The organism is Oceanibaculum nanhaiense, assembly GCF_002148795.1.
GTDB classification, from domain to species: domain Bacteria; phylum Pseudomonadota; class Alphaproteobacteria; order Oceanibaculales; family Oceanibaculaceae; genus Oceanibaculum; species Oceanibaculum nanhaiense.
Window position 1 is genome coordinate 305,145 of the sequence record NZ_MPOB01000004.1, and the last position, 26,828, is coordinate 331,972.

At 65.2% G+C, this 26,828-nt stretch carries 31 protein-coding genes; 13 read left to right on the top strand and 18 right to left on the bottom strand.

Annotated features, from left to right (window positions below; all coding sequences use genetic code 11):
• The first annotated feature begins 5 nt into the window (after positions 1-5).
• From BKM74_RS08965 to BKM74_RS08980, 4 genes are read left to right on the top strand one after another with little or no spacing between them, the layout of a single operon-like run.
• Positions 6-488 (top strand): DUF6505 family protein, encoded by a 483-nt coding sequence (locus BKM74_RS08965; RefSeq protein WP_086465358.1) that lies wholly within the window; start codon positions 6-8, stop codon positions 486-488.
• A 22-nt stretch (positions 489-510) separates the two neighbouring features.
• The gene (locus tag BKM74_RS08970) at positions 511-1,536 is read left to right on the top strand and encodes a DUF6352 family protein (protein WP_086465359.1); all 1,026 of its coding nucleotides are present in this window, start codon (positions 511-513) and stop codon (positions 1,534-1,536) included.
• 17 nt (positions 1,537-1,553) lie between these two features.
• Entirely contained in the window at positions 1,554-1,760 is a 207-nt protein-coding gene (locus BKM74_RS08975) for a DUF6494 family protein (protein ID WP_086465360.1), read from the top strand.
• Between the two features lie 35 nt (positions 1,761-1,795).
• Positions 1,796-2,146: a hypothetical protein gene (locus tag BKM74_RS08980; protein WP_086465361.1), complete on the top strand. Its 351-nt coding sequence runs from the start codon at positions 1,796-1,798 to the stop codon at positions 2,144-2,146.
• Between the two features lie 390 nt (positions 2,147-2,536).
• Here BKM74_RS08980 and BKM74_RS08985 read toward each other — a convergent pair whose 3' ends face one another.
• The 4 genes from BKM74_RS08985 to BKM74_RS09000 all read right to left on the bottom strand — a co-directional run bounded on the left by BKM74_RS08985 (position 2,537) and on the right by BKM74_RS09000 (position 5,850).
• Positions 2,537-3,517 carry an ATP-grasp domain-containing protein gene (locus BKM74_RS08985; RefSeq protein ID WP_086465362.1) on the bottom strand — a complete coding sequence of 327 codons (981 nt, stop codon included), beginning with the start codon at positions 3,515-3,517 and terminating at the stop codon, positions 2,537-2,539.
• Positions 3,517-3,942, bottom strand: a complete 426-nt coding sequence (locus BKM74_RS08990; protein ID WP_456152411.1) for an OsmC family protein — start codon at positions 3,940-3,942, stop codon at positions 3,517-3,519. Before BKM74_RS08990 ends, BKM74_RS08985 begins: the two co-directional genes overlap by 1 nt.
• Positions 3,939-5,132, bottom strand: coding sequence for an O-succinylhomoserine sulfhydrylase (gene metZ / locus BKM74_RS08995; RefSeq protein ID WP_086465364.1), 1,194 nt, complete (start codon positions 5,130-5,132; stop codon positions 3,939-3,941). Before metZ ends, BKM74_RS08990 begins: the two co-directional genes overlap by 4 nt.
• Positions 5,133-5,202: 70 nt before the next feature.
• Positions 5,203-5,850, bottom strand: a complete 648-nt coding sequence (locus BKM74_RS09000) for a LysE family translocator (protein ID WP_086465365.1) — start codon at positions 5,848-5,850, stop codon at positions 5,203-5,205.
• 162 nt (positions 5,851-6,012) lie between these two features.
• Between BKM74_RS09000 and BKM74_RS09005 the strand changes: the two genes are divergently transcribed.
• From BKM74_RS09005 to BKM74_RS09015, 3 genes are all read left to right on the top strand, one after another.
• The gene (locus tag BKM74_RS09005; RefSeq protein ID WP_086465366.1) at positions 6,013-6,249 is read left to right on the top strand and encodes a DUF3297 family protein; all 237 of its coding nucleotides are present in this window, start codon (positions 6,013-6,015) and stop codon (positions 6,247-6,249) included.
• 167 nt (positions 6,250-6,416) lie between these two features.
• Positions 6,417-7,031, top strand: a complete 615-nt coding sequence (locus BKM74_RS09010; protein ID WP_086465367.1) for an HD-GYP domain-containing protein — start codon at positions 6,417-6,419, stop codon at positions 7,029-7,031.
• 130 nt (positions 7,032-7,161) lie between these two features.
• Complete coding sequence (locus BKM74_RS09015; RefSeq protein WP_086465368.1) at positions 7,162-8,523, top strand: hypothetical protein; 1,362 nt, start codon at positions 7,162-7,164, stop codon at positions 8,521-8,523.
• Between the two features lie 11 nt (positions 8,524-8,534).
• Here the strand turns inward: BKM74_RS09015 and BKM74_RS09020 are convergent, their stop codons facing one another.
• The 7 genes from BKM74_RS09020 to BKM74_RS09050 form a co-directional block, all read right to left on the bottom strand.
• Positions 8,535-9,221 carry an ABC transporter ATP-binding protein gene (locus BKM74_RS09020; protein WP_086465369.1) on the bottom strand — a complete coding sequence of 229 codons (687 nt, stop codon included), beginning with the start codon at positions 9,219-9,221 and terminating at the stop codon, positions 8,535-8,537.
• The gene (locus BKM74_RS09025) at positions 9,221-9,982 is read right to left on the bottom strand and encodes an ABC transporter ATP-binding protein (protein ID WP_086465370.1); all 762 of its coding nucleotides are present in this window, start codon (positions 9,980-9,982) and stop codon (positions 9,221-9,223) included. The genes BKM74_RS09020 and BKM74_RS09025 overlap by 1 nt, the downstream gene beginning before the upstream one ends.
• Positions 9,979-10,935 (bottom strand): branched-chain amino acid ABC transporter permease, encoded by a 957-nt coding sequence (locus BKM74_RS09030; RefSeq protein WP_086465371.1) that lies wholly within the window; start codon positions 10,933-10,935, stop codon positions 9,979-9,981. Before BKM74_RS09030 ends, BKM74_RS09025 begins: the two co-directional genes overlap by 4 nt.
• The gene (locus BKM74_RS09035) at positions 10,928-11,800 is read right to left on the bottom strand and encodes a branched-chain amino acid ABC transporter permease (RefSeq protein WP_086465372.1); all 873 of its coding nucleotides are present in this window, start codon (positions 11,798-11,800) and stop codon (positions 10,928-10,930) included. Before BKM74_RS09035 ends, BKM74_RS09030 begins: the two co-directional genes overlap by 8 nt.
• 70 nt (positions 11,801-11,870) lie before the next feature.
• Positions 11,871-13,049, bottom strand: coding sequence for an ABC transporter substrate-binding protein (locus BKM74_RS09040; RefSeq protein ID WP_086465373.1), 1,179 nt, complete (start codon positions 13,047-13,049; stop codon positions 11,871-11,873).
• Positions 13,050-13,290: 241 nt separating this feature from the next.
• Positions 13,291-13,533 (bottom strand): Lrp/AsnC ligand binding domain-containing protein, encoded by a 243-nt coding sequence (locus tag BKM74_RS09045; RefSeq protein ID WP_086465374.1) that lies wholly within the window; start codon positions 13,531-13,533, stop codon positions 13,291-13,293.
• Between the two features lie 3 nt (positions 13,534-13,536).
• Complete coding sequence (locus BKM74_RS09050) at positions 13,537-15,117, bottom strand: DEAD/DEAH box helicase (RefSeq protein WP_086465375.1); 1,581 nt, start codon at positions 15,115-15,117, stop codon at positions 13,537-13,539.
• A 143-nt stretch (positions 15,118-15,260) separates the two neighbouring features.
• Here BKM74_RS09050 and BKM74_RS09055 point away from each other — a divergent pair, with 143 nt between their 5' ends.
• The gene (locus tag BKM74_RS09055) at positions 15,261-15,821 is read left to right on the top strand and encodes an isochorismatase family protein (RefSeq protein ID WP_086465376.1); all 561 of its coding nucleotides are present in this window, start codon (positions 15,261-15,263) and stop codon (positions 15,819-15,821) included.
• Between the two features lie 6 nt (positions 15,822-15,827).
• Entirely contained in the window at positions 15,828-16,529 is a 702-nt protein-coding gene (locus BKM74_RS09060) for an alpha/beta fold hydrolase (protein WP_086465377.1), read from the top strand.
• A 38-nt stretch (positions 16,530-16,567) separates the two neighbouring features.
• On the opposite strand, the gene BKM74_RS09065 is transcribed toward BKM74_RS09060, so the two are convergent.
• The 6 genes from BKM74_RS09065 to BKM74_RS09090 all read right to left on the bottom strand — a co-directional run bounded on the left by BKM74_RS09065 (position 16,568) and on the right by BKM74_RS09090 (position 22,112).
• A complete protein-coding gene (locus BKM74_RS09065) occupies positions 16,568-18,046 on the bottom strand; it encodes an N-acyl-D-amino-acid deacylase family protein (protein ID WP_086465378.1) in 1,479 nt (492 codons plus the stop codon).
• A 69-nt stretch (positions 18,047-18,115) separates the two neighbouring features.
• Positions 18,116-18,559, bottom strand: a complete 444-nt coding sequence (locus BKM74_RS09070) for a DMT family transporter (RefSeq protein ID WP_086465379.1) — start codon at positions 18,557-18,559, stop codon at positions 18,116-18,118.
• A gap of 33 nt (positions 18,560-18,592) precedes the next feature.
• Complete coding sequence (locus BKM74_RS09075) at positions 18,593-19,621, bottom strand: alpha/beta fold hydrolase (protein ID WP_086465380.1); 1,029 nt, start codon at positions 19,619-19,621, stop codon at positions 18,593-18,595.
• Between the two features lie 143 nt (positions 19,622-19,764).
• Positions 19,765-20,697, bottom strand: coding sequence for a fatty acid desaturase family protein (locus tag BKM74_RS09080; RefSeq protein WP_086465381.1), 933 nt, complete (start codon positions 20,695-20,697; stop codon positions 19,765-19,767).
• A 1-nt stretch (position 20,698) separates the two neighbouring features.
• Complete coding sequence (locus BKM74_RS09085) at positions 20,699-21,340, bottom strand: pyridoxamine 5'-phosphate oxidase family protein (protein WP_086465382.1); 642 nt, start codon at positions 21,338-21,340, stop codon at positions 20,699-20,701.
• A gap of 79 nt (positions 21,341-21,419) precedes the next feature.
• A complete protein-coding gene (locus BKM74_RS09090) occupies positions 21,420-22,112 on the bottom strand; it encodes a gamma-glutamylcyclotransferase (protein WP_245825878.1) in 693 nt (230 codons plus the stop codon).
• A 170-nt stretch (positions 22,113-22,282) separates the two neighbouring features.
• On the opposite strand from BKM74_RS09090, the gene BKM74_RS09095 reads away from it, so the two are divergent.
• The 3 genes from BKM74_RS09095 (at position 22,283) to BKM74_RS09105 (ending at position 25,108) form a co-directional block, all read left to right on the top strand.
• Positions 22,283-22,600 (top strand): hypothetical protein, encoded by a 318-nt coding sequence (locus tag BKM74_RS09095; RefSeq protein WP_086465383.1) that lies wholly within the window; start codon positions 22,283-22,285, stop codon positions 22,598-22,600.
• 455 nt (positions 22,601-23,055) lie between these two features.
• The gene (locus tag BKM74_RS18970) at positions 23,056-24,585 is read left to right on the top strand and encodes a M23 family metallopeptidase (RefSeq protein WP_086465384.1); all 1,530 of its coding nucleotides are present in this window, start codon (positions 23,056-23,058) and stop codon (positions 24,583-24,585) included.
• A 28-nt stretch (positions 24,586-24,613) separates the two neighbouring features.
• A complete protein-coding gene (locus BKM74_RS09105) occupies positions 24,614-25,108 on the top strand; it encodes a bactofilin family protein (protein ID WP_086465385.1) in 495 nt (164 codons plus the stop codon).
• 98 nt (positions 25,109-25,206) lie between these two features.
• Here the strand turns inward: BKM74_RS09105 and BKM74_RS09110 are convergent, their stop codons facing one another.
• Complete coding sequence (locus BKM74_RS09110; protein ID WP_086465386.1) at positions 25,207-26,211, bottom strand: threonine ammonia-lyase; 1,005 nt, start codon at positions 26,209-26,211, stop codon at positions 25,207-25,209.
• A 233-nt stretch (positions 26,212-26,444) separates the two neighbouring features.
• Here BKM74_RS09110 and BKM74_RS09115 point away from each other — a divergent pair, with 233 nt between their 5' ends.
• Positions 26,445-26,819: an argininosuccinate lyase gene (locus BKM74_RS09115; RefSeq protein ID WP_086465387.1), complete on the top strand. Its 375-nt coding sequence runs from the start codon at positions 26,445-26,447 to the stop codon at positions 26,817-26,819.
• Positions 26,820-26,828: the final 9 nt, after the last annotated feature.

Genomic DNA, 26,828 nt, shown 5'->3' on the forward strand with positions numbered 1-26,828 from the left:
CTGATATGCTGTTTCCCCGCACCATAAGGCTGGACGCCACCGACACACAGGTGTTCGAACAGGCGGCCGAGCCCGGCGAATGGGCGGTATCCGGCAGCTTCGCCTTCGCCGATAGCGGGCCGGGCGATCTGGTCGGCAAGCGCCGCGTTGCCTTCCGCAGCGCCTTCCTGGGGACGGGGAGCTTTGGCTGGTCCACCTTCGTGTCGATATCGGATATCGATGTGGCCTCCTATGAGGCGGTGGTGCAGAGGCTGGCAGAGCACTTCGTCGCGCGCTACGGTGCGCCATCGGTCGAGGTGGCCCTGCCGGTGGCCCGCGCCGAGGCGGAATTCGCCGCCGGGCTCGCCGCGGAGCATCGGGTGAACATGCTGCTGGCGGTGGAGCGCGAGATGGAGGAGAACGGCATCCGCGAACGCTTCCGGGCGCTGCAGCCACCGCGCCCTGCTGACCATGCGACCATCTGGAGCCTCGTTCCAGATGATGAATAAGAGATTTAAGAAAGTTCTATAAATGCCTGATTTTTGGCTATCTTCCGGATACTACCTGCTGGAGCGTGCAGCGGATAACCAGCTTGCGGTGACGGATGATTACCTGCGTGCCTATTTCAACCGGCCGGAGGTGGTGCCGGTCGAGGAATCCTGCGATGCCGAGCGCGCGCTGCACGCGGCGCTGATGGAAGCGCCGCGCCGCGCCGTGACTCCGGCCGAGCTGCTGCGCATCGAGGATGAGGATGCGCGCGAGAATTACGAGATCGTGCTGAACTTCCGCGATCACCTGCTGCGCCACGGCACCATCGAGGCGGCCTATGCCGCGCTGTTCAAGCTGGACGGGCCGGTGGAGCCGGTGCGCCTGGCGCCGATCTTCCTCGACCAGATGGTGCATGTGATCCTGCGCGGCCTGCTGGAAGGCTGCGAGGATCCGTTCCGGCTGCGCGCCGCCGAACTGCTGTTCCGCAGCCAGAAGGTGACGATCCAGGACGGCAACATCATGCTGGCCGACGAGGAGGTCATCGATCTGTATGCCTCGACCGGCGGCTTCGGCGATCTGGGCCGGCTGATCGTCGAGGCGCAGACGCCGCTGCGGCAGATCGACCTCGACGTGATGACCGAGGAGAATGTGCATGATTACTGGGAGCGCGCGGACCGGTTCGACATGGTGCTGGACATCACCTTCGGCCGGCCGGGGCTGGATGCGCTGTGCCGCGTGCTGGAAATCTGGATCGCGCATTTCGTCGGTGCCGATGTGCGGATCGCGCCGGTACAATCGATCAGCGATGACCGCTGGAGCTGGCATGTCGGCCTCGACAGCATCTCGACCAACATCCTGAACGAGCTTTACGAGGGCCAGGAGGTCAGCGAGGAGCGGCTGGCCGATGTGCTCTCGCTGTTCCGGCTGGAATTCCGTGACCCGAACGCCATGCTGCCGCAACTGGCCGGCCGGCCGATCTATCTCGGGCTGGCCAAGGGAGAAAACGATCTGCTGCGGGTGAAACCGCAGAACCTGCTGGTGAATCTGCCGCTGGCGGAAACCGTCTAGCGCGAAGGGAGGACGCAATGAACGAAGACGCCTTGAATATGAGCGTGCGGAAGTTCCTGAAGAAGGTCGGCGTGACGTCGCAGCGCGAGATCGAGCAGGCGGTGCGCGACGCTGTCGCATCGGGAGAGCTGTCCGGCACCAAGCCGCTGAAGGCGACCATGCTGCTGACCATCGATGGGGTCGGTCTCAAGGTCGCTATCGACGGCGATATCGAGCTGGCCTGACCGGGCTGGCCCAGCCCAGAGCAGGAGGGAAAGCCATGGCCGTGACAGCGAAGGGCGCCTTTCTCGACCGTCCGGCGGCGCGCGCGCTGGCCGCGCTTGTTTTCGTCACGGCGGCTGGTTTCCTTGCCTATTACGAGCGCGACCGGCTGTTTGGCAGCGGTCCGGCGGATGCTGCCGCTGCCGCCGACGATCCCTTCGTGCAGTGCTTCGCCGAACGCGCGGCGCAGATCGACCAGATGGTGACGGACAAGGTCGTCACGGCGGATCAGGCCGCCCAGTTCAAGGGGCGGGCGGAAGCCATGTGCCGCGCTCAGACGCCAGGTGCCGGCGGTCCTCCCGGCGGCGCCGGTGGCCGCCCGCCGCCCGGCTTCACGCCGGTACGGTGAGGCGGGCCGGTTCGTTTCCCCCTCAGCCAGTTCCCCATGTGGCTAGAGTGCGATCACGCTGGTACCCCATCCCTCCAGCCGTCATTCCCGGCCTTGTGCCGGGAATCCAGGGTTCAGCCTGCTCGGCAGATATCCAGCGAGCGGAAGCCTGGACCCCCGCAACAAGTGCGGGGGTGACGGGGAGAGATTAAAGGGAATGAAGCTGGGTGAGGGGAGATCGGCGCCAGGCCGCCCGATGCTTCGAGACGCCGGCCCTAAGTGCCTTGGCGCCGGCTCCTCAGCATGAGGTCACCTGGACTCTCTGACGGTATTCCAACAATGGCCTCGTCCTGAGGAGCCGGCATCAAGCCGGCGTCTCGAAGGACACAGGGGGCGGAAAGCCGCTGGCGCCTATTCCGCCGCGTGGGCGGTGTTGGGGTAGAGCCGGGCCAGCTCGGCGCTGAAGAAATCCGCCAGCGCGCCGCGCCCCGACAGGCCGGCGCGGGCCTCTGCCTCGGTGTTGTAGTTGGTGTTGGTGTTGATGTCGTAGGTGCGTGGCCGGCCATCGCTGCCGAGGATGAACTCGACGCCGGCGACCTCCACGCTGTTCTCGGCCAGCATGCGCTCGTAGCCGGCCTTCTGCACCGGGTCGATCTCCGTCACGATCTCGAATTTCGGGCGGGCGGCTTCTTCGCCGACCGGGCAGAAGGCGTCGCCGACTGCGCAGGCATCCGCCGGGCACAGCTCGAACCCGCCGCTGGTATCGACGCGCACGGCGTAGAGGAAGCGCCCGCCAACGAACTCGCAGCGGGTGATGAAGGGCTCCGGCGCCTTGATGTATTCCTGCAGCAGGTGGATGCCGTCCACCGGTTCGTCATAGAGCGGGCTTTCGGCATAGGCGGCAAGCCCGTCCATGCTGTTGAACAGCTGCACGCCCAGCCCCTTGCCGCCGCGATTGGGCTTCAGGATCACCGGCCCGTCACCGAAATGCGCCTTTGCCGCCTCGACCAGCCGGTCGCGGCCCAGCACCATCACCGTGCGCGGCGTCTCGATGCCGGCCTTTTCCAGGGCCGCATACTGGCGCGCCTTGGAGAGTTCGAGGTCGAGCGCGCGCACGCCGTTCACCACGCGCCTGCCATGGCGTTCCAGCCAGGTCAGCAATCCTGCGGTCAGGTCGGTGGAGAAGCGATGGTCGCGGGTATGGGCCGAGGCGCTCATCCGGCTGAAGAAGATACCGTGCGGCGGTTCGGCGGAGATGTCGATGGCGCCGTCTGACAAATCCCAGCCCCGCCAGGGCAGGCCGCGCGCGTCGAACAGCTCGGCCAGTGGCGCCAGCCAGTCGGCATTTTCGTACAGCACGTAAATGCGTGCGTCGTCCGATTCGGGGAACATCAGCCCAGCTCCTCGATCACGACCTCATGGGTCATCGCCGCCGTCTTATTGATGATATGGGTGGCCGAGCAGTATTTCTCGACCGAAAGTTCGACCGCGCGGTTCACCGCGTCCGCCGACAGGCCGCGCCCCTTCACCAGGTAGCGCATATGCACCTTGGTGAAGACCTTGGGATGGTCCTCGGCGCGTTCCGCCTCGATCTCGACCTGGCAATCCTCGATCGGCTGGCGGCCCTTCTGCAGGATCATCACCACGTCGAAGGCGGTGCAGCCGCCAAGCCCCAGCAGCAGCATCTCCATCGGTCGCGGCCCCAGATTCTTGCCGCCATATTCGGGGGCGCCGTCCATGACGAGGGCATGGCCGGTGCCGCTCTCGCCCATGAAGGCCATGCCGTCGATCCACTTTACCCGCGTCTTCATGCTCATACCGCCTCCAGTGCCGCCGTCAGGTCGGCGATGATATCCTCCGCATCCTCCAGCCCGACCGAAATCCGCACCAGCCCGTCCCCGATGCCGAATTCGGCACGCTGTTCGGCCGGCACGGCGCGGTGGGTGGTGGTCGCGGGATGGGTGATCAGGCTCTTCGAATCGCCCAGATTGTTCGAGATGTCGATAAGGTTCAGCCCGTTCAGCAGCCGGAACGCGCCCTCCTTGCCGCCCGGCACGGTGAAGGCGATCAGGTTGCTGCCGCCCTTCATCTGCCGCTGCGCCAACTCATACTGCGGATGGCTGGACAGGCCGGGATACAGCACCGTGCCGACCTTGGGGTGCACCTCCAGCGCCTGGGCCACCGCCAGCGCGTTGCGGCCATGGCGCTCGACGCGCAGATCCAGCGTCTCCAGCCCTTTCAGCAGCACCCAGGCGTTGAACGGGCTCATCGACGGGCCGGTATGTTTGTAATAGGGCCAGAGGAATTCCTTGTGCCAGTCCGCCGGCCCCAGGATGGCGCCACCCATGCAGCGGCCCTGGCCGTCGATATGCTTGGTGGCGGAATAGACCACGATGTCGGCGCCAAGCTCCAGCGGGCGCTGCAGCATCGGCGTGGCGAACACATTATCGATGACGACACGCGCCCCTGCGGCATGCGCCAGTTCCGACACCGCCGCGATATCGACCAGTCCGAGGATCGGGTTCGACGGCGTCTCGAAGAACACCGCTTGCGCGCCGGGCTTCAGCGCGTCGCGCCAGGCTTCCAGATCGCCGCCATCGACCAGCACCGTCTCGATGCCATAGCGCGGCAGCAGGGTGGAGACGATCCAGTGGCAGGAACCGAACAGCACGCGCGACGACACCACCCGGTCGCCGGCTTTAAGGAAGCACAGCATCGCTGCTGCCACGGCCGCCATGCCGCTGGGCGTTGCGCGGCAGGTCTCGGCGCCTTCCAGCAGCCGCAGCCGTTCCTCGAACATGGCGACGGTGGGGTTGGAATAGCGCGAATAGACGAAGCGCGAGCCTTCGTTCCTGAAGGCCGCCTCGGCCTCCTCGGCGCTGTCATAGACGAAGCCGGAGGTGAGATAGAGCGCCTCCGAGGTTTCGGAGAAGGGGCTGCGCAACTGCCCGCCACGCACCAGCTGCGTCTGCGGCTTCCAGTCTGCGCGTTTATCCTGATCGCCCATGTCGATGATTCCCGCCCTCTAATCAAGCAACGGACGGTAGGCGGGCGGCCAAGGCCGAGTCAAGGTGCCCTCAGGGCGTGACCGGGTTGCGCGCATCGGCAAGGATGCGCCCGCCGATGGCGACGAAGCACACCCCGGCCAGCCGCTCGATCCAGTGCTGCGCGTTGCGGAAGCGGCGCATCACCGGGCCGGAGGACATGAACAGGCTGACGATGGAATACCAGATCAGCGAGCTGGCCATCACCAGCGCCACCATCAGCCCCATGAACCAGAGCGGCGTGCCGGTGGTGACGGCGGGCGCGAACACGCTGGCGAACAGCACGATGGCCTTCGGGTTGGTCAGCGTCACCAGGAAGCCGAAGACCAGCGGGTTGCCGCGCGGCCTGCCCGATTCGGTGGTGTCCTGAAGGACGATCTCCTCCAGCTTGCCGCGGCTGGCCAGGAACAGCCTTATGCCGAGATAGATCAGATAGAGGCCGCCCAGTACCCGCACGCTCCAGGCCAGCCACTGATACTCCGCCAGCACCGCCGATAATCCCAGCAGGCTGAGGCTGGCATACATCCCCAGGCCGAGCGTGACGCCCAGTGTGGTCATCAGCCCCGCTGCCGTGCCGCGTGTCATGGAGGAGCGCACCACGGCGATGAAATCCGGTCCCGGCAGCATCAGGGCCGGGATAAAAATGGCGAACACGCTGGCGAGGATCAGGATCGGGGACATGGCGGAACCGGCGCTGTGGTAGCTGCTACAGCCAATCCTAGCGCACCCGTTCACCCTGTCACGGGGAGTATTGTCGCCGTCACAATAGGCCACCTCTTGCCGATCCGTCATTTCGACGCTAGGAGAGGGCGCACTATTTCCAGCCCACAAAAGGCATCAGCCATGACCGATCTGCCCGACCGTCTCTCCGTCAATCCGGCCAGCCCCTATCATGACGAGGAATTGCTGAAGCGCGGCGTCGGCGTGCGCTTCAAGGGTGTGGAGAAGACCAATGTCGAGGAATATTGCGTCAGCGAAGGGTGGATCCGTGTCGCCGCCGGCAAGACGCTGGACCGCAATGGCAATCCGCTGACCATCCTGCTGAAAGGCCCGGTCGAAGTCTTCCTGAAGGAAGAGTGATATCTGCCATTCCGATTGATCCTTAGGGCGCGGCGTTCCTGCCTGTTAATATTCCCGGCCTGTGAGGCTGGGCTTTTCCTGTTTTCAGCGTCTTTCCTGTTTTCGTTGATTGAAGAAATTATAATGTTTCTTTTGCCGGTCGCGAGCCCAAGACACCGGGCTGCGCCATGAGCATTTCCAATGGCGACTGGCTCGCCCGTCTGGAAGCCGATGCAACCCTGAGCGATGACGCCCGGTCGCGACTGCACGCACATCAGAACGCGGTCGGCGATGTGGCCAGGCTGATTGCCCGCCGGCTGCGCCTGGGCCGGTCGCTAGGCGAGGCCATCGGCAGGGCCGCTGCCTATCACGATATCGGCAAGCTGCGGATACCGTCGGATATCCTGTGCAAGCCGGGGCGGCTGACGGCGGAGGAATATTCGGTCATCCGCGCGCATTCGGCGATCGGCTATGATCTGCTGGCATCCCAGGCGGGCCGGCTGGCCCCGCTCGCCGCCCGGATCGCGCTGCATCACCATGAAGCGATGGACGGTTCCGGCTATCCCAATGGCTTGCGCGGACGCGACATCCCCCTGGAGGCCCGCATCGTCGGCGTGGCGGACGTCTATGACGCGCTGCGCGAGGACCGGCCCTACCGGGCGGGCATGCCGCACGATCAGGCAATGAAAGTCCTGCTGGAAGGCGATGAGCGCACCTCCCGCGACAAATTCTGCCCGCTGGTGAAGCGCATCGTCGAACGGCATGACACGGAAATCGCCCAGCACTGGCGGCACTATCACTGATCTTGCCGACACCGATCTTGTCGGGATCGCTCCCCCTTTTGCGCTTGCGCGGTCTAGCCATGCAATCTTCGCACCTGCACAATAGGCTGAAGCGGGCACAATAGGGCCTGACGAAACCGGCAGGGGCCCAATGGCGGAAGCGGCACGCGCGAAGAAACCCGGCGAGAAGCAGGCTGAGCAGGCAATCCCCCTGCTGGTGCTCATCATCTGGATCCTGGCGGTAACGGAACTGGTCACCGGCTGGCGCTGGCCGATCACCATCGCCGCAGCGATGGCAGCGATGATCGCGCTGTGGGGCGCCATCGTGCGCGGCGGTTTCCCGCGCTTCGCCGTTATCGTCTTTGGCGGTATCGGCACGCTGCTGATCTGGCGCGTCGGCGCCTGGGGCGACGGCCTTGTCGGGCTGGAGCGCGCAGCGCGGCTGACGGCCTTCGTCACCTGCCTGCACGGGTTGCGCAGCATCGTGCAGACCGCCCCGCGCCTGGCCGAGGTGCAGGACAGCCTCGTCGCCTTCCGGCTGCAGGCGCGGCGCGGCGCCATGCAGCTGCTGAGCTTTGCCTTCTCGGTGCCGCTCGCGATTGGCGCGGTCAGCGTCATCGCCCCGTTCCTGACGCGCGAGCGAGACGCCGAGACCCGGCAGGACCTCGCCGTCTGGGGTATGCGCGGCATGGGCATTGCCATCTTCTTCTCGCCCTTCACCGTGGCGATGGGCGTCGCCGTGGCGGCGCTGCCGGAGGTCAATCTGCCGCTGCTGATGGGCATGGGCTTCGCGCTGGCGCTGGCGGTGCTGGCCTTTCCGTTCCTCATCGGCCAGTGCGCATTGCCGCGCCAGCTGACGCCGCGCTTCTGGGGCGCGCTGGGTGCCGTGCTGCTGCCCATCGTGGTGATCGTGGTGGTGAACATCGCCACCATCCTGACGCTGGGCCTGACCACCGTGCAGTCGGCCATCGTCGTGGTGCCGTCCTCGGCGCTGGTCATCGCCCTTCTGGCGGAGGTGGCGGGCGACCGCCGCACCAGCGGGCGGGGCATGGCGATGTTCCGGCTGGTGCGCCAGGTGGCGGTGAATTTCGATATGGAATCGGCGGTATTCGTCGCCGCCATGTGGTTTGCCGCCGCCATCACCGCGACGCCGGAAGTCGGCCAGTTCGTGGCGCTGCTGACGCCCTATCTCGGTGCGGGAGCGATGATCGCGGTGACGCTGGTCGTGATGATCGCGGTGGTCTCCGCCGGGGTGCACATGATGGTGCCGATGACGGTGCTGCTGACCCTGTTCGGCCCGCATATGCCGGACCCGCTGCATCTGGCGCTGCTGGCGCTGGCCGGGCTGATCGGCTGGGCCTTCGGCGCGCTGGCGGCGATGGGCTCGATCTCCTTCCTGGTCTGCGCCAAGCTGTTCGAGGTTTCCGCCCGGCAGCTCGCCTACGGCATCAACCTACGCCTCATGCTGAGCATCGTGGCGCTGTACAGCCTCGGCGTGCTGTTGCTCGCCTAAACACCTAGATCCTAAACGCCCAGATAGCGCTTGCGCAGCGCCGTATCGGCGGCCAGCGCGGCGGAGCCGCCGGCCCAGACGATGCGGCCCTTCTCGATGATGTGGTGCCGGTCGGCGAGGCGCAGCAGCGCGTCGAGATTCTTGTCGATCAGCAATATCGCCTGGCCGTCCGCCTTCAGGCTCTCGACGCAGCGCCAGATTTCCTCGCGGATCAGCGGTGCCAGCCCCTCCGTCGCCTCATCCAGGATCAGCAAGCGCGGGTTGGTCATCAGCGCCCGCCCGATGGCCAGCATCTGCTGCTCGCCGCCGGACAGCGTGCCGGCACGCTGGCCGGCGCGTTCGGCAAGGCGGGGGAACAGGGCGAACACCCGGTCCTCGGTCCAGCCACCGCCGCGCGCGGTGGCAATCAAATTCTCGCGGACGGTGAGGGTGGGGAAGATGTGCCGTCCCTCCGGCACCAGCCCGATGCCGGCCCGTGCGATGCGGTAGGGCGGCAACCCGTCGAGCCGCTGCCCGTCCATTGCGATCTCGCCGCGGCGCGGCGGGGTGAGGCCGAGAATGGCGCGCACCGTCGTCGTCTTGCCCATGCCGTTGCGGCCGAGCAGCGTCGTCACCGTACCGGAGGCGACGTCCAGATCGACACCGAACAGCGCCTGGCTCGAGCCGTAGAAGCTTTCCACGCCGCGCAGGCTCAGCATCAGGAATCGCTCCCCAAAGAATCGCTCCCGAGATAGGCCTCGCGCACCGCCTCGTCGGCGCGGATCGCGTCCGGTGTGCCGGTGGCGAGGGCGCTGCCATAGACCAGCACGGTGATGCGGTCGGCCAGCCGGAACACCGCGTCCATGTCATGCTCGACCAGCAGGATGGTGACGCTGCCCTTCAACCCGGCCAGCAACTCGGTCATGCGCGCCGATTCCTCCGGCCCCATGCCGGCCATCGGCTCATCCAGCAGCAGCAGGGCAGGCTTCCCGGCCAGCGCCATGGCGAGTTCCAGCTGGCGCTGCTCGCCATGCGCCAGCGCGGCGGCAGGCACATTCGCGCGGTCGCCGAGGCCGACCTGTTCCAGCGCCGCCATCGCGGCATCGCGCAACGCCGTCTCGGACAGGGCGGGCCGCCAGAAGCGGAAGCTGTGCCCGTCATGCGCCTGCACCGCCAGCAGCACATTCTCCAGCGCGGTGAAGCCCTGCAGCACGCTGGTGATCTGGAAGGAGCGGGCCAGGCCCATCAGCGCGCGGTTCGGAGTCGGCAGGACGGTGATGTCCTGGCCCCTGAAGCGGATAAGGCCGGCATCCGGGGCGATCTCGCCGGAAAGCTGACCGATCAGCGTGGTCTTGCCGGCGCCGTTCGGCCCGATGATGGCGTGAATTTCGCCGGGGACGATGTCGAGCGACAGGCTGTCGGTGGCGGTGACGCCGCCGAACCGCTTCTCCAGCCCCTCTATAGACAGGATTGCGGTCATTTGTGTCTGCCTTCCGGCGTCAGCAGCCCATAGAGGCCGCGCCGTGCCAGCAGCACGATGAGGATGAGCAGCGGCCCCAGCACGATCATCCAGTGCTGGGTGATCTCCGACAGCACATCCTCCAGCACCAGGAAGGCGAAGGCGCCCAGCACCGGACCCGCTATCGAGCCCATGCCGCCGAGGATGACCATCACCATCAGCTCGCCGGAGCGCGTCCAGTGCAGCAGCGACGGGCTGACGAATTCGGTCAGATTGGCCATCAGCGCGCCGGCGAGGCCAGCCAGCGCGCCGGATATCACGAAGGCAACAAGCTTGTAGCGGTAGGTGGGGAAGCCCAGCGCGCGCATGCGGCGCTCATTCTCGCGGATACCGCGCAGCACCATGCCGAAGCGAGACTGCACCAGCCGGTGCTTCAGGAACAGCACCGCCAGCAGCAGCACGAGGGCGAGATAGTAGAAGCTGGCATTGTCCGACAGGTCGAGCGGGCCGGCGTCGGAGCGGCTCCACATCTGCATGCCGTCCATCCCGCCATAGTCCTGCTGCGAGACGAAGAAGAAATAGACCATCTGCGCAAAGGCCAGCGTGATCATGATGAAATAGACGCCGCTGGTGCGAAGGCTGATCGCGCCGATGACCAGCGCGAACAGGGCCGAGACCAGCATCGCGGCGGGAAAGGCCACAAAGGCGCTCTCGGTGCCGAACCAGTCGCCGGAATGGTAGGCGAGGATGCCGACCACATAGGCGCCAATTCCGAGATAGGCCGCGTGGCCGAAGCTGACCATGCCGCCATAACCCAGAATGAGGTTCAGGCTGACCGCGCCCAGCGCCAGGATCAGCACGCGGCTGACCATCACCGTGTAGAAGCCCTCGCCCAGCGCCTCGGCCAGCGGCGGCAGCACGCAGAGCAGGGCAAGCCCGCCCCACAGCACGATGCGGCGGAATATATCAAGCATGTGCGGGGAAGAGTCCCTGCGGGCGCCAGACCAGGATCGCCGCCATCAGGATGTAGATCGTCATCTCCGACAGCGCGCCGGGCAGCAGCACGCGCCCGAAGGTGTCGGCCAGCCCGACCAGCAGGGCGGCCACGAAGGCGCCACGCACCGAGCCGATACCGCCAATGACGATGACCACGAAGGCGAGGATCAGGATGTTTTCGCCCATGCCGACCTCCAGCGCCAGCAGCGGCCCGGCCATCACGCCGGCCAGCCCGGCCAGCGCCGCGCCCAGCCCGAACACCAGCATGTAGAGCCGGTCCACATTCACGCCCAGCGCATTCACCATCTCGCGGTTGGTCGCACCGGCGCGGATCAGCATGCCAATGCGCGTGCGGGTGATGAGCAGATAGAGGAACAGCGCCGCCGCGATGCCGGTCGCCACGATGGCCAGCCGGTAGGCCGGGTAGGGCGCGCCCGGCAGGATTTCCACGCTGCCCGACAGTGCTGCCGGCACCGCCATGAAATAGGCCTGCGGCCCCCAGACGATCTTCACCAGCTCGTTGAAGAACAGGATCAGCCCGAAGGTCGCCAGCACCTGGTCCAGATGGTCGCGGTCATAGAGCCGTCGCAGGGCAATAGCCTCCATCGCCATGCCGGTCAGCGCGGCGGCGGGCAGGGCCGCCAGCAGCCCCAGCGTGAAGCTGCCGGTCGCCTGCTGCACGGTGGCCGCGACATAGGCGCCGATCATGTAGAGCGAGCCATGCGCCAGGTTGATCAGGTGCATGATGCCGAATACCAGCGTCAGCCCGGCCGCCATCAGGAACAGCATGGTGCCGAGCTGCAGCCCGTTCAGCACCTGTTCGATGAAAAGCAGGAGGGTCATGCGACGTCCGGAATGGCGACGGGGACCGCGCTGGCGCGATCCCCGTTCACGCTGATTGTCGTTTCGTGGCTCACTTCATCTTGCACTGATCGTGATAGGCGTCCATGTGGCGCGCGAACACCGTGCCGACCAGCCGGTTGGTGATCCGGCCCTGATCGTTCTTGATGACCTCGCGCAGATAGAAATTCTGGATCGGGTAATGGTTGGTGTTGAAGGCGAACGGGCCACGCACCGACTCGAAATCGGCGGCGCGCATGGCGCTGCGGAATTTCGCCTCGTCCTTCACGCTGCCGCCGGTCTTGGTCAGCGCGGAGGCCAGCAGCAGCGCGCCGTCATAGGCCTGTGCGGCGAAGGGCGAGGGCGGACGGCTGTACTTCGCCTCGAACGCCTTCACGAATTTCTGGTTCTGGGCGTTCGGCATGTCCGGGCTCCAGAAGCCGGTGTTGAACACGCCCAGCGCTGCCTCGCCGACCGCCGGCAGGATGGTCTGGTCGAAGCTGAAGGAGGGGCCGAACAGCGGCACCTCCGCCTTCAGCCCGGCCTGCGCGTACTGCTTGATGAAGTTCACGCCCATGCCGCCCGGATAGAAGATATAGACCGCATCGGGCTTGGCGGCGCGCAGCTGGGCCAGTTCCGCCGCATAGTCCGGCTGGTTGATCTGGGTATAGATCTCGCCGATCACCTCGCCGCCGGTGTAATAGCGCTTGAAGCCGGTCAGCGCGTCCTTGCCGGCAGGGTAGTTCGGCGCCATCAGATAGACGCGCTTGTAGCCCTTGTCGGAGACGTGCTTGCCCATCGCCTCGTGGCTCTGGTCGTTCTGCCAGGCGACGTTGAAGAAGTAAGGGCTGCAGCGGTTGCCGGCCAGCGCCGAGGGGCCGGCATTCAGGCTCAGCATGAAAGTCTTGGAATCGAAGATCGGCTTGGCAACCGCCATCATCACGTTGGAGAACACCACGCCGGCGATGAGATCGACCTTGTCGCGCTGGATCATGCGCTCGGCCAGCTGGCGGCCGACATCCGGCTTCAGCTGGTCGTCGCCGGTCACCAGCTCGACCGTGCGGCCGCCCAGCATGCCGCCGGACTGCTCGATACCGAGATTGAAGCCGTCCAGCAGATCCTTGCCAAGCGCCGCACCCGGCCCGGACAGGGTGGAGATGAAGCCGATCTTCAGCGGCTCGGCGGCGTGCGCCGGCGCGAAAGTGAATGATGCGAGAAATGCGGCCGTGGCCAGCAGCGATGCCCGTTTCATATGTTCCCAAGCCTCCCGGAATCAGCATTATCAAGACCGTGCGCATCCTAGCGCAGGCTCAATTGAAACCAAACGGCAATGTAGATTTCCACGGTCGTCATTCCCGCACTTGTTGCGGGAATCCAGGCTTCAGCTTACTCGACCGGCGATCCAGCATGCAGAAACATGGACCCCCGCAACAAGTGCGGGGGTGACAGTAAGGAGAATGCAGAAGCCCGAGGGTGACGATTAAAGGAGATGATTACCCGAAGGCCTTGAAGGTGATCAGGGTGAAGGTGTCCTTCACGCCGGGCAGGGTCTGGATGCGTTCGGTCACGAAATGGCCGATATCGGCATCTTCTTCCAGGTAGCACTTCATCAGCAGATCGTACTGGCCGGAGGTGGAATAGACCTCGGATATCTGCTCGACGCCCTGCACTGCCTCGTCGGCCACCTTGTAGGCCTGGCCCAGATCGCACTTCACCATGATGAAGATCGCCTTCATGGCCTACGCACTCTTCTTCAGCTTCACGGTCCGCAGCAGGAAGGCCGGCACATCGTCGCCAAAGCCGCCGGAACCGGTATCGGCCGCATCATCATCGCTGAAGCGCGGCGCACGGTCCCGCTTCGGCTCGTCGCGGCGGTCCCGGATCGGCTCGTGCTTCGTCGGGGCCGGTGCCTTATCGCGCTGCCCCTGGTCGCGCCCCTGGTCGCGCCCCTGGTCGCGCCCTGAATCGCGTGCAGGTGCGCGTTCACCGCGTTCCGACCGGCTGCGCCGTGTCCGGGCGGGCTTGGCCTCATCCGCTTCCGGCTGTGTCTGAGCCGGGGATTCGGCTGGTGCCTCGGGCATGGTCTCGGGCGCTGCCGCTGCCCTGGACCGGGCCGGCTTTGCCGTTTCCTCGGCCTTGCCCTTGCGGCCGCCGCGGCGGCGCTTGCCGCCGACATCGCTCATGTCCAGCTCTTCGGCATCCACGTCATCGGTCGTGATGCGCGGGATCGGGTTGCCGATAAGGCTTTCGATGGCGGCGACGTATTTCGCCTCTTCCGGCGTGGCGATGGTATAGGCGCGTCCGGTCATGCCGGCGCGGCCGGTACGGCCGATGCGGTGGACATAATCCTCGGCATTGCTGGGCACGTCGAAATTGAAGACGTGGCTGACGGCCTGGATATCGAGACCGCGGGCCGCAACGTCGGAGCAGACCAGCAACGACACTTCATTGTTCTTGAAGCGGGCCAGCGTCTCGGTGCGCGCCGGCTGGGTCATGTCGCCATGCAGCGCCACGGCGGAAAAGCCGTTCTGCGCCAGATATTTCTGCAGTGTGCCGATATCGCGCTTGCGGTTGCAGAAGATGAAGGCGTTCTTCACATTCTCCGACCGGATCAGGCTGCGCAGCGCCTCGCGCTTGGCCTTGGAATTGACCACAACCAGATTCTGCACCACCGTTTCGGCGGTGCTGGCCTTCTTATCGACGCTGATCTGCTTCGGGTTGATCAGGAACTTGTCGGAAAGCTTGCGGATTTCCGGCGCCATGGTGGCCGAGAAGAACAGCGTCTGGCGGATTTTCGGCAGCACGCCGACGATGCGCTCGATATCCGGGATGAAGCCCATGTCGAGCATGCGGTCGGCCTCGTCGATGACGAGGATCTTCACATCCTGCAGCAGGATCTTGCCGCGTCCGAAATGGTCCAGCAGGCGGCCCGGCGTGGCGATCAGCACATCGACGCCACGGTCGATCTTCTTTTCCTGCTCGGCGAAGGAGACGCCGCCGATCAGCAGCGCCATGTTCAGCTTGTGGTGCTTGCCGTACTTCTCGAAGCTTTCCGAGACCTGCGCGGCGAGTTCGCGCGTCGGCTCCAGGATCAGCGAGCGCGGCATGCGGGCCTTGGCCCGGCCCTTGCCCAGAATCTCGATCATCGGCAGGGTGAAACCGGCCGTCTTGCCGGTGCCGGTCTGGGCAATGCCCATAACGTCGCGGCCCATCAGAACCTGCGGGATCGCCTGTTCCTGAATGGGAGTCGGTGTCGTGTAGCCTGCGTCCTCGATGGCGCGCAGGAGGTCCGGGCTAAGTCCCAGGTCTGAGAAACCCATTATGGTCCGTTCTTTGGAAATGGCGCCTCAGGCGAAAAAAACGCCTGTCGTCGCGGGCGATATTAGAGTTGCATGCGATTCTGTCAACTTTTGTCTGGTTTCGCGGACCATAGAGTGCGCTTTTGCCGCAAAGCGAGGTACCGATGCTGCTGCATCATGGCGATTGTTCCCTGCTGCTGATCGATGCGCAGGAAAAGCTGCTGCCCGCCCTGCGGGGCCAGGACGGCATGGTGGCGGCCTGCGACCTGCTGCTTCGCGCCGCGCGGGAATTGCGGGTGCCGGTTCTGGCGACGGCGCAATATCCCAAGGGGCTGGGCGGCGTGGTGCCGGGCCTGGCCGGGTTGCTGCCGCCTGGTTCCACTGTCGAGAAGATCGCCTTCGATGCGATGGCGGAGCCGGGCGTACCTGCGCGTGTGAAGACCCTCGGCCGGCCGAAGGTCGTGCTGTGTGGCGCGGAGGCGCATGTCTGCGTGCTGCAGACCGCCTTCGGCCTGCAGGCGGCGGGCTATGATGTCGTAGTGGTGGCCGATGCCGTCGCCTCCCGCGATGGCGAGGACCGGCAGCGCGGGCTTGCCCGGATGGAACGGGCCGGTATGCTCGTCGTCACATCCGAGATGGTCGTCTTCGAATGGCTGCACCGGGCCGACACGGCTGCGTTCAAGGCGACGATCCCCTTCATCAAGCGGTTGAAAGAAAAGAGCTGATACGGAATGGCTGAGAAGATTCCCCTGGTCCTGTTGCCGGGCCTGCTGTGCGACGAGAAGCTGTGGGCACCGCAGATGCAGGCGCTGTCCGACATGGCGGACTGCCAGGTCGCCGACCTCACCCGTCACGAGTCGGTGACGGAAATGGCGGCCGCCGCACTGGCGGAGGCGCCGGAGAAATTCGCGCTCGCCGGCCTGTCGATGGGTGGCTATGTCGCGCAGGAGATCATGCGCCAGGCGCCGGAGCGGGTGCTGAAGCTGGCGCTGCTCGACACCTCGCCGCGTGCCGATTCGGAGGAGCAGATGCTACGCCGGCGCGGTCTTATCGAGCTGGCGCAGAAGGGTCGCTTCAAGGGGGTGACGCCGCGCCTGCTGCCGCTGCTGATCCACCCGGACCGGCAGCAGGATGAGAAGCTGACCGCCATCATCTTCGCGATGGCCGAGAATGTCGGCATGGACGGCTTCATCCGCCAGCAGAAGGCGATCATGGGCCGGCCGGACGGGCGCGCCGATCTGGCGAAAATCAAGGTGCCGGCGCTGGTGCTGTGCGGCCGGCAGGACGCGCTGACGCCGCTGGACATCCATAAGGAAATCGCCGCGGGCATCGCCGGATCGCGCCTGGTCGTGGTTGAGGAATCCGGCCATCTGCCGACGCTGGAACGCCCCGCCGAGGTGAACATGGCGATGCGCGAGTGGCTCAGGGGGTAGGGGTTCTTACCCTCTCCCGCAAGGGGAGAGGGTAAATCTCAGGCCGCCTTGCCGAACGTCCCCAGCTGCTGGCGGCGGATGGCGCGGCCGGGCCGCGCGCCGGTAACCGCGCCCTCCTGCCAGACCGGGCGGCCATTCACGATCACCAGCGCGATGCCGGTGGCGGCCTGCATCGGGTCGGTGAAGCTGGCGGTGTCGATGACGGTGTCGGGATCGAACATCACGATATCGGCGTAATTGCCGACCTTCAGCGTGCCGCGGTCCTTCAGGCCGAACTGGGTGGCCGACAGGCCGGTCATCTTGCGCACGGCCTCTTCCAGCGGGAACAGCCCGACATCGCGGCTGTAATGGCCCAGCACGCGCGGGAAGGTGCCCCACAGCCGCGGATGCGGGCGGGTATCGTGCGGCAGCCCGTCGGAGCCGATCATCGAATGCGGATATTTCATGATCCGCTGCACATCTTCCTCGGCCATGGAGAAATAGACCGCGCCGGCGGGCAGCAGCTTGCCGGCGGCTTCGGTCTGGCTCAGACCCATCTCGGCGGCGATATCGGCCAGGTCGCGCCCGGCATGTTCGGGATGCGGCACCGACCAGGTGACCAGCACGCGGCTGGCTCCCGCCATGCGGTCCGGGCTCAGCATGGTGGAGCTGGCGATATAGGGATAGACGTCGAGGCCGATACGCTGCTGCTTCATCGCCGCGTCGATCAGCGGCAGGGTCTCGACCGAGCGGCCATGATTGTCGGCGCCGGCGCATTTATGGTGCGAGATCACCACCGGGATGTCGGCCTCGCGGCCGATGCGGAAGGTCTCCGCCAGCGAGTCGGTGATGTGCGCCGCCTCGTCGCGCATATGGGTGGTGTGCAGCCCGGCATGGTCGTGCAGCGCCTTGCCGAGTTCGATAACTTCCTCGGTCGGGGCCGCCTGCGACGGCGGATAGAACAGGCCGGTCGAGAAGCCGATGGCGCCGGCTTCCAGCGATTCTTCCAGTTTTTTCCGCATCACCTTGATTTCACTGGAAGATGCGGCGCGGGTCAGATCGGCGACGGCACCGACACGCAGCGAGGAATGACCGACCTGCGCCAGCACGTTCACCGCTGCCGGCGCATCGTCCAGCGCCTTCAGATAGCTGGCGAAATCGCCATAGAAGCCTTCCGGCGTGTCGCAGATCAGGTCCAGCGGCGCCGGCGGGCGGCGGTCGATCTTCAGCGGTGCCAGGCTGACCCCGCAATTGCCGGTGACCACGGTGGTGACACCCTGGCTGACCTTGTTCTTCATCGTCGGGTTCGCCAGCACCGCCCGGTCGTCATGGGTGTGCACATCGATGAAGCCGGGGGCGACCGCCTTGCCCTGCGCGTCGATCTCGCTGCCGCCGCTCATGCCGCCCAGCGCGCCCAGCGCCACGATGCGGTCGTCGCGGATGGCGATGTCGCCCATGAAGGACGCACCGCCGGTGCCGTCGATCAGGCGGGCGTTGCGGATGATCAGATCGGCCTTACCATCGACGGGCGCGCTCATGGGGAAACTCCTGTTATGACTTGTCAGCGGTGATTACAGACCAGCCGGCGGGGCTTGGCAAGAAGGCGCTCAGAAAGCGCGGATCAGCACCACGCCGGCGACCAGCAGCACCACGCCCAGCACCCGCAGCAGCGTGATCGGATTCTCCGGAAAGCCGACCAGCCCGTACTGGTCGATCACCAGTGAGGCGATCATCTGCCCGGCAATCACCAGCGCCAGCAGGGTGGCGGCGCCCAGCTTTGGCGCCAGGAAGGTGGAGGAGGCGACATAGATCAGCCCCATCAGCCCGCCGGCATAGGCCCAGACCGGCACGCTGCCGAAGGCGGCGAGGCTGGGCAGGGTCGGGCGTGTCACCGCCAGGATCAGCGCCAGCGCCCCGGTGCCGATGATGAAGGACAGGAAGGTGGCGCTCAGCGCGCCGCCGATATGGCGCGCCATCACGGCGTTCAGGCCGGCCTGTACCGGCACCACAATGCCTGCGAACAGCGCCAGGACGATATAGGCCCAGCTCATCGATTCCTCCGTGGATGGTTTCGTATCGTTCCGTCAGGCGGACAGCAGGTCGCGCACGCCCTGGGCGATGAAACGCTCGTCCTCGGGATTTTGCGAGGGGTTTCCGGCGCGGTGGCCCCAGATCGAGGGAATCGGCCGCAGTTCCGCATTCTTCAGATGCGGCAGCTCCAGTTCATTGTCTTCCGTGCGGAAATACAGATCGGTTTCGCCCGGCATCAGCAGCACCTTCGCCTTGATGGCGGAAAGCGCCGCGGCGAGGTCACCCTTGTAAAGCTCGTTGGCGCTGATGTCGGAGGTGAACCAGGTGCCAAGTTGGGCATACAGGTCATTGGCGTCACGCCGGGAATAAGTCCATTCCCAGAAGCGGACCAGGAAATCCTCCAGCGTCGTGTAGCCGAGGCTCTTGTAGAGCTGCTGGCGGTAGAATGTCTGCGAGATCGCCCAGCCGGCATAGATGCGGCCCATGGCGCGGATGCCCTTCACCGGCTGCTCGTGGAACCAGCCGTCGCGCCAGGCAGGATCGGCGGTCAGTGCGGCGCGGATGCTGTCGAGAAAGATCTTGTTGTGCTCCGAGGTGCGCGCGGAGGAGCAGGTGATCAGCAGCCGGTCCACGTCGTCAGGGAACAGCGCGCCCCAGTGATAGGCCTGCTGGCCGCCCATCGACCAGCCATAGACCATCGCCAGCCGCTCGATGCCGAAGACCTCATTCAAGAAGCGGCGTTGCAGCAGGACATTGTCGTAGATGGTGATGTCCGGGAACCGGCCCTGATTCAGCGGATAGGGTGTGTTCGACGGCGAGGTCGACAGGCCATTCGTCATCATGTTGGGGATGATGATGAAATAGCGCGTCGGATCAAGGATGCGGTCCTTGCCGATCAGCCAGTCGATATCGCTGTGCTGCGCGCTGTAGGAGGTCGGGTAGAGGATGACGTTCGATTTATCATCCGCCAGCGTGCCATAGGTCTTATAGACCAGCCGCGCCACCGGCAGGGTGATGCCGCATTGCAGAACGAAATCCTTGCATTCGTAGGTGCTTGTGTCGGTCATCGCAGCGTCAGTCATTCGATCCTCTTCCATCGTCATTCCCGGGCTTGTCCCGGGAATCCAGGGTTAAGCTTACACGGGCGGGCATCCAGAGGGCGGAAGCCTGGACCCCCGCAACAAGTGCGGGGGTGACGGCAAGAGTTTGGTGCGCCTTTGGGAGTTTATGCCGCCCGTCCTGGATTAGCCCCCAGATCGGCGTGAATGGCGCGCAGCGTCGGCAGGTAGCCCGGCGCCAGATGGGCGAGGTCGCCCCGCACCTTGACGTGCAGCGCCGGCAGGGCGTGGAACGGGATCGAGGGGTAGAGGTGATGCTCGACATGGAACGGCATGTTCCACATCAGCAGCCGGACCGGCCAGGAGGCCAGCGTGGTCCGGGTGTTGGTCAGGCCGTTCGCATCCTCGCTGCAACCGGTATGCTCGGTCAGCAGATAGGCGCGCAGGAAGGGCTGGCCCAGGATGACCGGGGCGATCCAGTAGAGCAGCGGCCAGGCGCTGCCCGTCGCCACGGCGCCGGTGAGCACCAGCGCATAGAAACCGATCATCAGCCGGACCGAGCGCACCACCTCGCCGCGCGCCTTTTCCGGCACGAAATCCGCGCCCGCGAAATTGCCGACAGCCAGCTTGCCCAGCGAGCGGAAGCGGCCGATCCAGTAGGGGATGGCGGTGATGCGCCACCAGAATTCGCCGCGCGTCGCCGGCGGCGGCGGGGTCAGTTCCGGGTCGCGCGCCGGATCCTGCGTGTGGCGGTGATGGGCGAGGTGGAAATGCTTATAGTAGGTGGAATTCAGCATCGAGGGCAGGGCGGCCAGCCAGCCCACCGCCTCGTTCAGCTGGCGGCTCCTGAACGCCGTGTAATGCACCGTTTCGTGGATGGTGGCGAACAGCGAGACCAGGAACAGCCCCTGCACCAGCATGGAAGGCAGCACCCAGAGCGTGCCCTGCGTGCGCCAGATGGCGTAGCTGGACAGGCCGATCAGCCCGGCATGCAGGGCAAGCCGCACCAGCCCCCTGGCGTCGGAGCGCTGGCTCAGCGCCTTCAGCTCGGCCGGGCTGACGAGACGGTGGCTGGACCGGTTCACGCTGGCGTCGGTCATCTCAGTAGAGCCTTTCCTTGTAGGCAACCTCGATACGTTCCTCGACGGTCTCGACAGTGTCGCCCATGGCCTCGACCTGAGTCTTGATCATGCGGGCCAGCGACGGGATCGTGCCCTTCGGCACCTGCACCGACGGATCCCACAGGCTGGAGCGCTTCAGCGCCTTCGCGCAATGGATGAAGGCCTCGCGCACCGTCACCAGAATGGCGGTCTTCGGCGGTTTGCCGTTCATCGCCATGCCCTCCAGCAGGGCCACATCCTCGGTGATCCGCGCGGTGCCGTTCACCCGCATGGTCTCGCCGACGCCGGGAACGAAGAAGATCAGCCCGACCTCCGGGTTGTCCCGCAGGTTCTTCAGCGTGTCGATGCGGTTGTTGCCGACCCGGTCGGGGATCGCCAGTGTCTTGTCGTCCAGCACCTGCACGAAGCCGGGCGGGTCACCGCGCGGGCTGACATCCTGCTTGCCTTCGGCATCGGCCGTGGCGATGCACAGGAAGGGCGAATGCGAGATGAACAGCCGGCAATTCTCGTCGATCCGGTCCAGCACCTTGGCGATGGCCAGCGGCGTTGCCTCGCCATAGAGCGCTTCGAGATCGGGACCAGATGCGGGCGAAGCGGGGGCGGCGGTATCGTCCAGCGGCATGGTGCCTCCAGAGTGTTTGGAACAGTTAATTTGTAAGCCGATTATACAAGAGCCTGCCCGCGATAACAGCCGCCCGTACTTACTTCGGCGAATTTTCCTGTGCGGCCGCTTCGCCGCAGGCTTGCCGCGTCAGATGCAGCAGCCGTTCCATGTAGCGGTCGGCGATCTTCAGCTCGTGCAGGTGCTGCACGGTATTTTCCAGATATTCCGCACAGCGCCCGATGCGGCCGCTGGCGGCGGCGATGACGCCGGCCGCCTCGCGATCGTCCATGCGGCCGACATAGCGTTCATGCTGCCGGTTGATGGTGAAGGTGATGGCGCGGACCGGTCCGTCCGCGGTTTCCACATTCACCCAGCGCGGGATATAGGCGTGGCTGACCATCTCCCGGCGCCAGACGATCTGCAGCTCTTCCGCCGCCTGGCTGGATTCGATGCGGAAGGCGACACCCCGGCAGCTGCCGCCACGGTCCAGCGCCAGCATCAGGCCGGGCCGTTCCGGCGTGCCGCGCCCCATCGTGCTCCACAGGCAGAAGCGCCGATGCAGGCCGCGCACCGTGCCGATGCGGCGTTCGGCGAAATGGAAGGCCGGGTTCCAGATCAGCGAGCCATAGCCGAACAGCCAGATGTCGCCGTCCGGCCTGCCTGCCGGGAACATGCCGGCGAGCGACCCTTCCAGCTCCGCCTCGCTGAGTACGCGGAAGCCCGGCGGCGCCTCCTCCATCATCTTGCGAATGAAGCCGTTACGGATGTTCTCGCGGGTAAGCGTCACCATGATCCTCGTGGCAAGGGGGCGGACAATTGACAGGATGGACGCCGCGAACGAAAAGCGCGACTATTCAAATGTAATCGAAATGCACTAAAAATCCATTCGATTGCCCGCTGCGCCGCTCTCATAGCGGTTGCGCCGGGCCGGATGAGAGATCAGAGGAGAAAGAGACGGCCATGGCGCTCACGCCCGAAGACGTGAAGGATCTGCATTATTCGATCCAACGCATGAACAGCGTCGCGGCCGTATTCCGGATGCGCGCCGACAATGCGATGAACGACAAGTTCAGCGCCCTTGCCGACCTGATCGACCTGTATGTGTCGCTGTGCCAGCACAGCACCACCCAGGGCAAGGATTTCGTGCGCGACGGGCTTGTTATCAGCGAGGAAGAGCGTGCCGAGGCGACATCGCTGTTCGAGCGCGTGTTCGAAGGTACCCCGGCATCCGGGCCAGCAGCGCCGGCACCCGCGCCCGCGGCCAAGGACCACAAGTAAGCCGGCGTTCCTGCCCAGGGCGGGGCGGGGGGGCGGGGCAGGGGTGGCTTTTGGGTTGCGACCCGGGCATTCGACCTATAGTTTATCCTGCATAATTTGCATCCTGCCCGCGCCATGGCTGCATGACTTCAGGCTGGCGGTCGATTTGGTGAAGTTGGTATTGGCGTTGATCACCCGGCATCGAATGCCTGGTTGTCGAACGTCTGAATTAGGGATGTAGGGGCACGACCGCGTCAGTCACTCGTTTGTGGCCGTACCCATCTGGTGGTGCGGTCGGCGACGGGCTGGAGCGGACGTGGCAAGACCGGCGGTTGACGCCTTGATCGTTTGGAGCCTTGGGTTCCGGCGAAAAAGGCGACCGGTGCGAGGGTCGCGGGGATGTGGTCTCTCGCCAGGCACGACTGGACGGTTGCCAAGCGTGTTGAGACGTAAGGAGGGGGCGTCCGATCAGCGTGATGACTGAAAAACGCCATAGAATTCTACGGCCGGTATCGGCCTTGCTGGAACGCCTGTTCGTTGACCGGCAGATCATCCTTCGTTCCGAAGGGCATACCCGCTATTTCCTGCTGCCGCGCCGCACGCAGATGATCAGCGTCGCCGTGTTGATGGGGCTGGTCGGCTATGTCGTCGTCGCCACCGTCGGCTATGTCGAGAAAAGCCGCATCATGATGAGCAAGGACGAGTCGGTCGAACGCTCGCAGCTTGCCTATCGAAATCTCCTGGATCAGGTCGCCAACTACCGCGAATCCATCGTTACCATCACCAAGGATCTGCGCGAGAAGCAGGCCTTCCTGCGCCAGCTTTTCGAGCAGAACGAATCGCTGAAGCAGAATCTGAACACGGCCGAGAGCCAGTTGAAGCAGACCGAGACCGAGCGCAAGCAGATCGTCGAGGGGCGCATGGCGATGCGCGACCAGATGATGGCGCTCGAGAACGAGGTCAAGAATATGAACTCGCAGAATGTTGGCCTGGAAAAGCACATGGCCATGCTGCGGGGCAAGCTGTCGGACGCGGAAGCGGCTGCAGCCAATCTCGACCAGACCCGCAGCCAGCAGGCGGCGATGATCCTCGATTTGCGCAAGCGCCTGGCGCTTGAACAGACCAGGACCGAGCGGATGGATTTCGAGATGGCCTCGATGCGCCAGGATCTGCAGAAGGCGATGAGTGACCGTGGCGAGATCGTCGGCGAGAAAGAGACGCTGCACACCAGCATCGAGCAGCTGGAACGGCAGATCGCCGAGATGAAGATCGCGCATCACGAGGCGCTGCGGCGCTTCGCGGAGCGGACGCTGGAACGCATCGCCTTCGCCGAGGATCTGATCGCCAAGACCGGCGTGCCGGTGTTCGATCTGCTGCCCGGGCCGCCGCCGCCGCCGCCGCCGCCGCGCGAACTGGCGAAAGGTCCGCAGGGCGGTCCGTTCGTTCCCTATCGCGAGGAAAGCGGCATCGCCGCTACGCGCGGGGAAAGCCTGTCGCGTGCCGGCCTAAGGGCTGTGTCCCTGGAGCATCTCGAGGCCTCCATCGAGGCGCAGATGGACCGGTGGGAGCATGTGCAGAATATCCTGGTGGCCATCCCCTTCGCGGCGCCGATGACGGAATATGCGCTCAGCAGCGGTTTCGGCCCGCGCAGCGACCCGTTCAGCCGGCGGCCGGCCCGTCATGAAGGGCTTGATTTCACGGCGCCTTACAAGAGCGATATCCTGGTTACGGCACCTGGCATTGTGCGACATGCCGGGTGGCGCAGCCAGTATGGACGGCTGGTTGAAGTGGACCATGGCAACGGTCTTTCGACACGATATGCGCATCTGGCAAAAGTCACCGTCAAGGTGGGGGAAAAGGTTGAATTCGGCGATGTCATCGGGCTGCTCGGATCATCGGGACGTAGTACGGGACCGCACCTGCACTATGAAATTCTGGTGAACGGACGGCCTTACGATCCCCTCAAATTCATCAAGGCTGGTCAACATGTTCTCAAGAGCCAATAAATCGGCGAAAGGCGCGGATCGTCCCGTCATGCCGTCGATCATCAGCGCCAATCTGCGCATTACCGGCAATCTGGAAAGCGAAGGCGACATCCAGATCGACGGTGTCGTGGAGGGCGATATCCGCTCATCCAGCCTGACGGTCAGCGACAGCGCCACGGTACGCGGCGCCATTGAGGCTGATACGGTCGCCATCGCCGGCAGCGTTACCGGGCAGATCAAGGCCAAGACCGTCACACTGCAGCGCACGGCCCGCGTCATCGCCGATATCGTGCAGGAATCGCTGTCGATTGAGCCGGGCGCCTATTTCGAAGGCAATACAAGGCGCATCGCGCAAGAAGCGCCACGCAAGCTGGAACAGCCGAAGCTGGAGCAACCCCAGCCGGGAAAGTCGCTTAGCGGTCCAGCTGGCGGTACTTCGGAGTCCGTCCGTCCTGCCCTGACGAATGGGGCTGCACCCAACGGCGCCGCGCCCAACGGGCTGGGCACGGAAGACAAGACCGGGCCGGGCCAACTGCGCGTCTGAGGATAGGACACACGCCCCTGCTTTCCGGCCAGGGCGTTTAGAAGATTGCGGGCGGGGGGCAAACCCCGCCCGTTTTCTTTAGGCCCCGCCCGTTTTCGTCAGACCTCGCCCGCTTTCGTCAGGGCCTCGAGGAAGGTCGCCTGATCGACATTGCCGCCGGAGCAGACCACGGCCACGGTCTTGCCCGTCATGTCGATCTTGCCGGTGACGGCGGCGGCCAGCGCCACCGCGCCGCCGGGCTCGGCCACCAGCTTCAGATAGCGGAAGGCATGCGCCATGCCGATCTGCGCCTCGGCGTCGCTGACCACGAGGCCGGCCTTCAGCAGCTTGCGGTTCAGCTCGAAGGTGATCTCGCCCGGCTTTTCCGCCAGCAGCGCATCGCAGATCGAGCGGTTCGACATGTCGTTGGCGATCCGGCTACCGCTGGCCAGCGAGCGGGCGGTGTCGTCGAAGCCGGTCGGCTCCACGGCATAGACCGGCACGCCCGGCAGCTTTTCCGACAGCGCCAGCGCGGTGCCGGAGACCAGCCCGCCGCCGCCGCAGCACACCAGCACCGCGTCCAGCATGGCGCCCAGCTCGGCGGCTTGTTCGGCGATTTCCAGACCGATGGTGCCCTGGCCGGCGATCACGCCGGCATCGTCATAGGGGCGCACGATGGTGGCGCCACGCTCGGCGGCGATGCGGGCGCCGATCTCCTCCCGGTTCTCGCCGAAACGGTCGTAGGTTATGACCTCGGCGCCATAGGCCCTGGTGTTGGCAATCTTGATGGCGGGCGCGTCGGCCGGCATGACGATGACCGCCGGCAGGCCGAGCATGGCGGCGGCGCAGGCCACACCCTGCGCATGATTGCCCGAGGAATAGGCGACCACGCCGGCCTTGCGCTGTGCCTCCGGGATCATCGAGATGCGGTTGAAGGCGCCGCGGAATTTGAAGCTGCCGGTCTTCTGCAGCATTTCCGGCTTCACCAGCAGCCGGCCGCCCAGCTTGGCATTCAGCAGCGGCGCTTCCAGCAGCGGCGTGCGCACGGCATGGCCCTTGATGCGCCCGGCGGCGGCCAGCACATCATCGAAGCGCGGCGGGGTGCTGTTGGTCAGGGATGCCATGTCTCGTCTCCGGAAGGTGATGTTGGGATGGCTTTGTCTTGCGCCGGAAACGGGGATCGGTCAAGGGGACTGCGCCACCGGGCCGGGGGGCCTGCTCCGCTGGCCATTGCCGGACGGACGGGAACGGCGCATGTTGCGTGCGGCCTGTCCCGATACCGGTTGAACCCTGCGGTTGCGGTCTGTGGGATGCCGATCTTTCCCGTCAACATGCTTCCTTTGTGGAGACGATTTCCATGACATCCCGTGCCTGGCTCTGGTCGCTGGTCGTTGCTGCGCTGCTGCTTCTGTCGCCCGGTGCCTGGGCGCAGGGAAAGCAGGATTTCACGGTGGAAAACCAGACCGGCTATGACATCAGCCATGTCTATGTCTCGCCCTCCGATTCGGAGAATTGGGGCGAGGATATCCTCGGCCAGGACGTTCTGGAGGACAAGGCGGCGGTCGATATCGAGTTCGACCGGGCTGATACGGCCTGCAAATGGGACCTCATGGTCACCTATGCCGATGACGATTCGAATGCCTTCTGGCGGGACATCGATCTGTGCACGGTTTCGGTCATAACCATTCGCTATAACCGGAAGACCGATAAGAGCACCGCCAGCTTCAGATAGGCGGCTGGC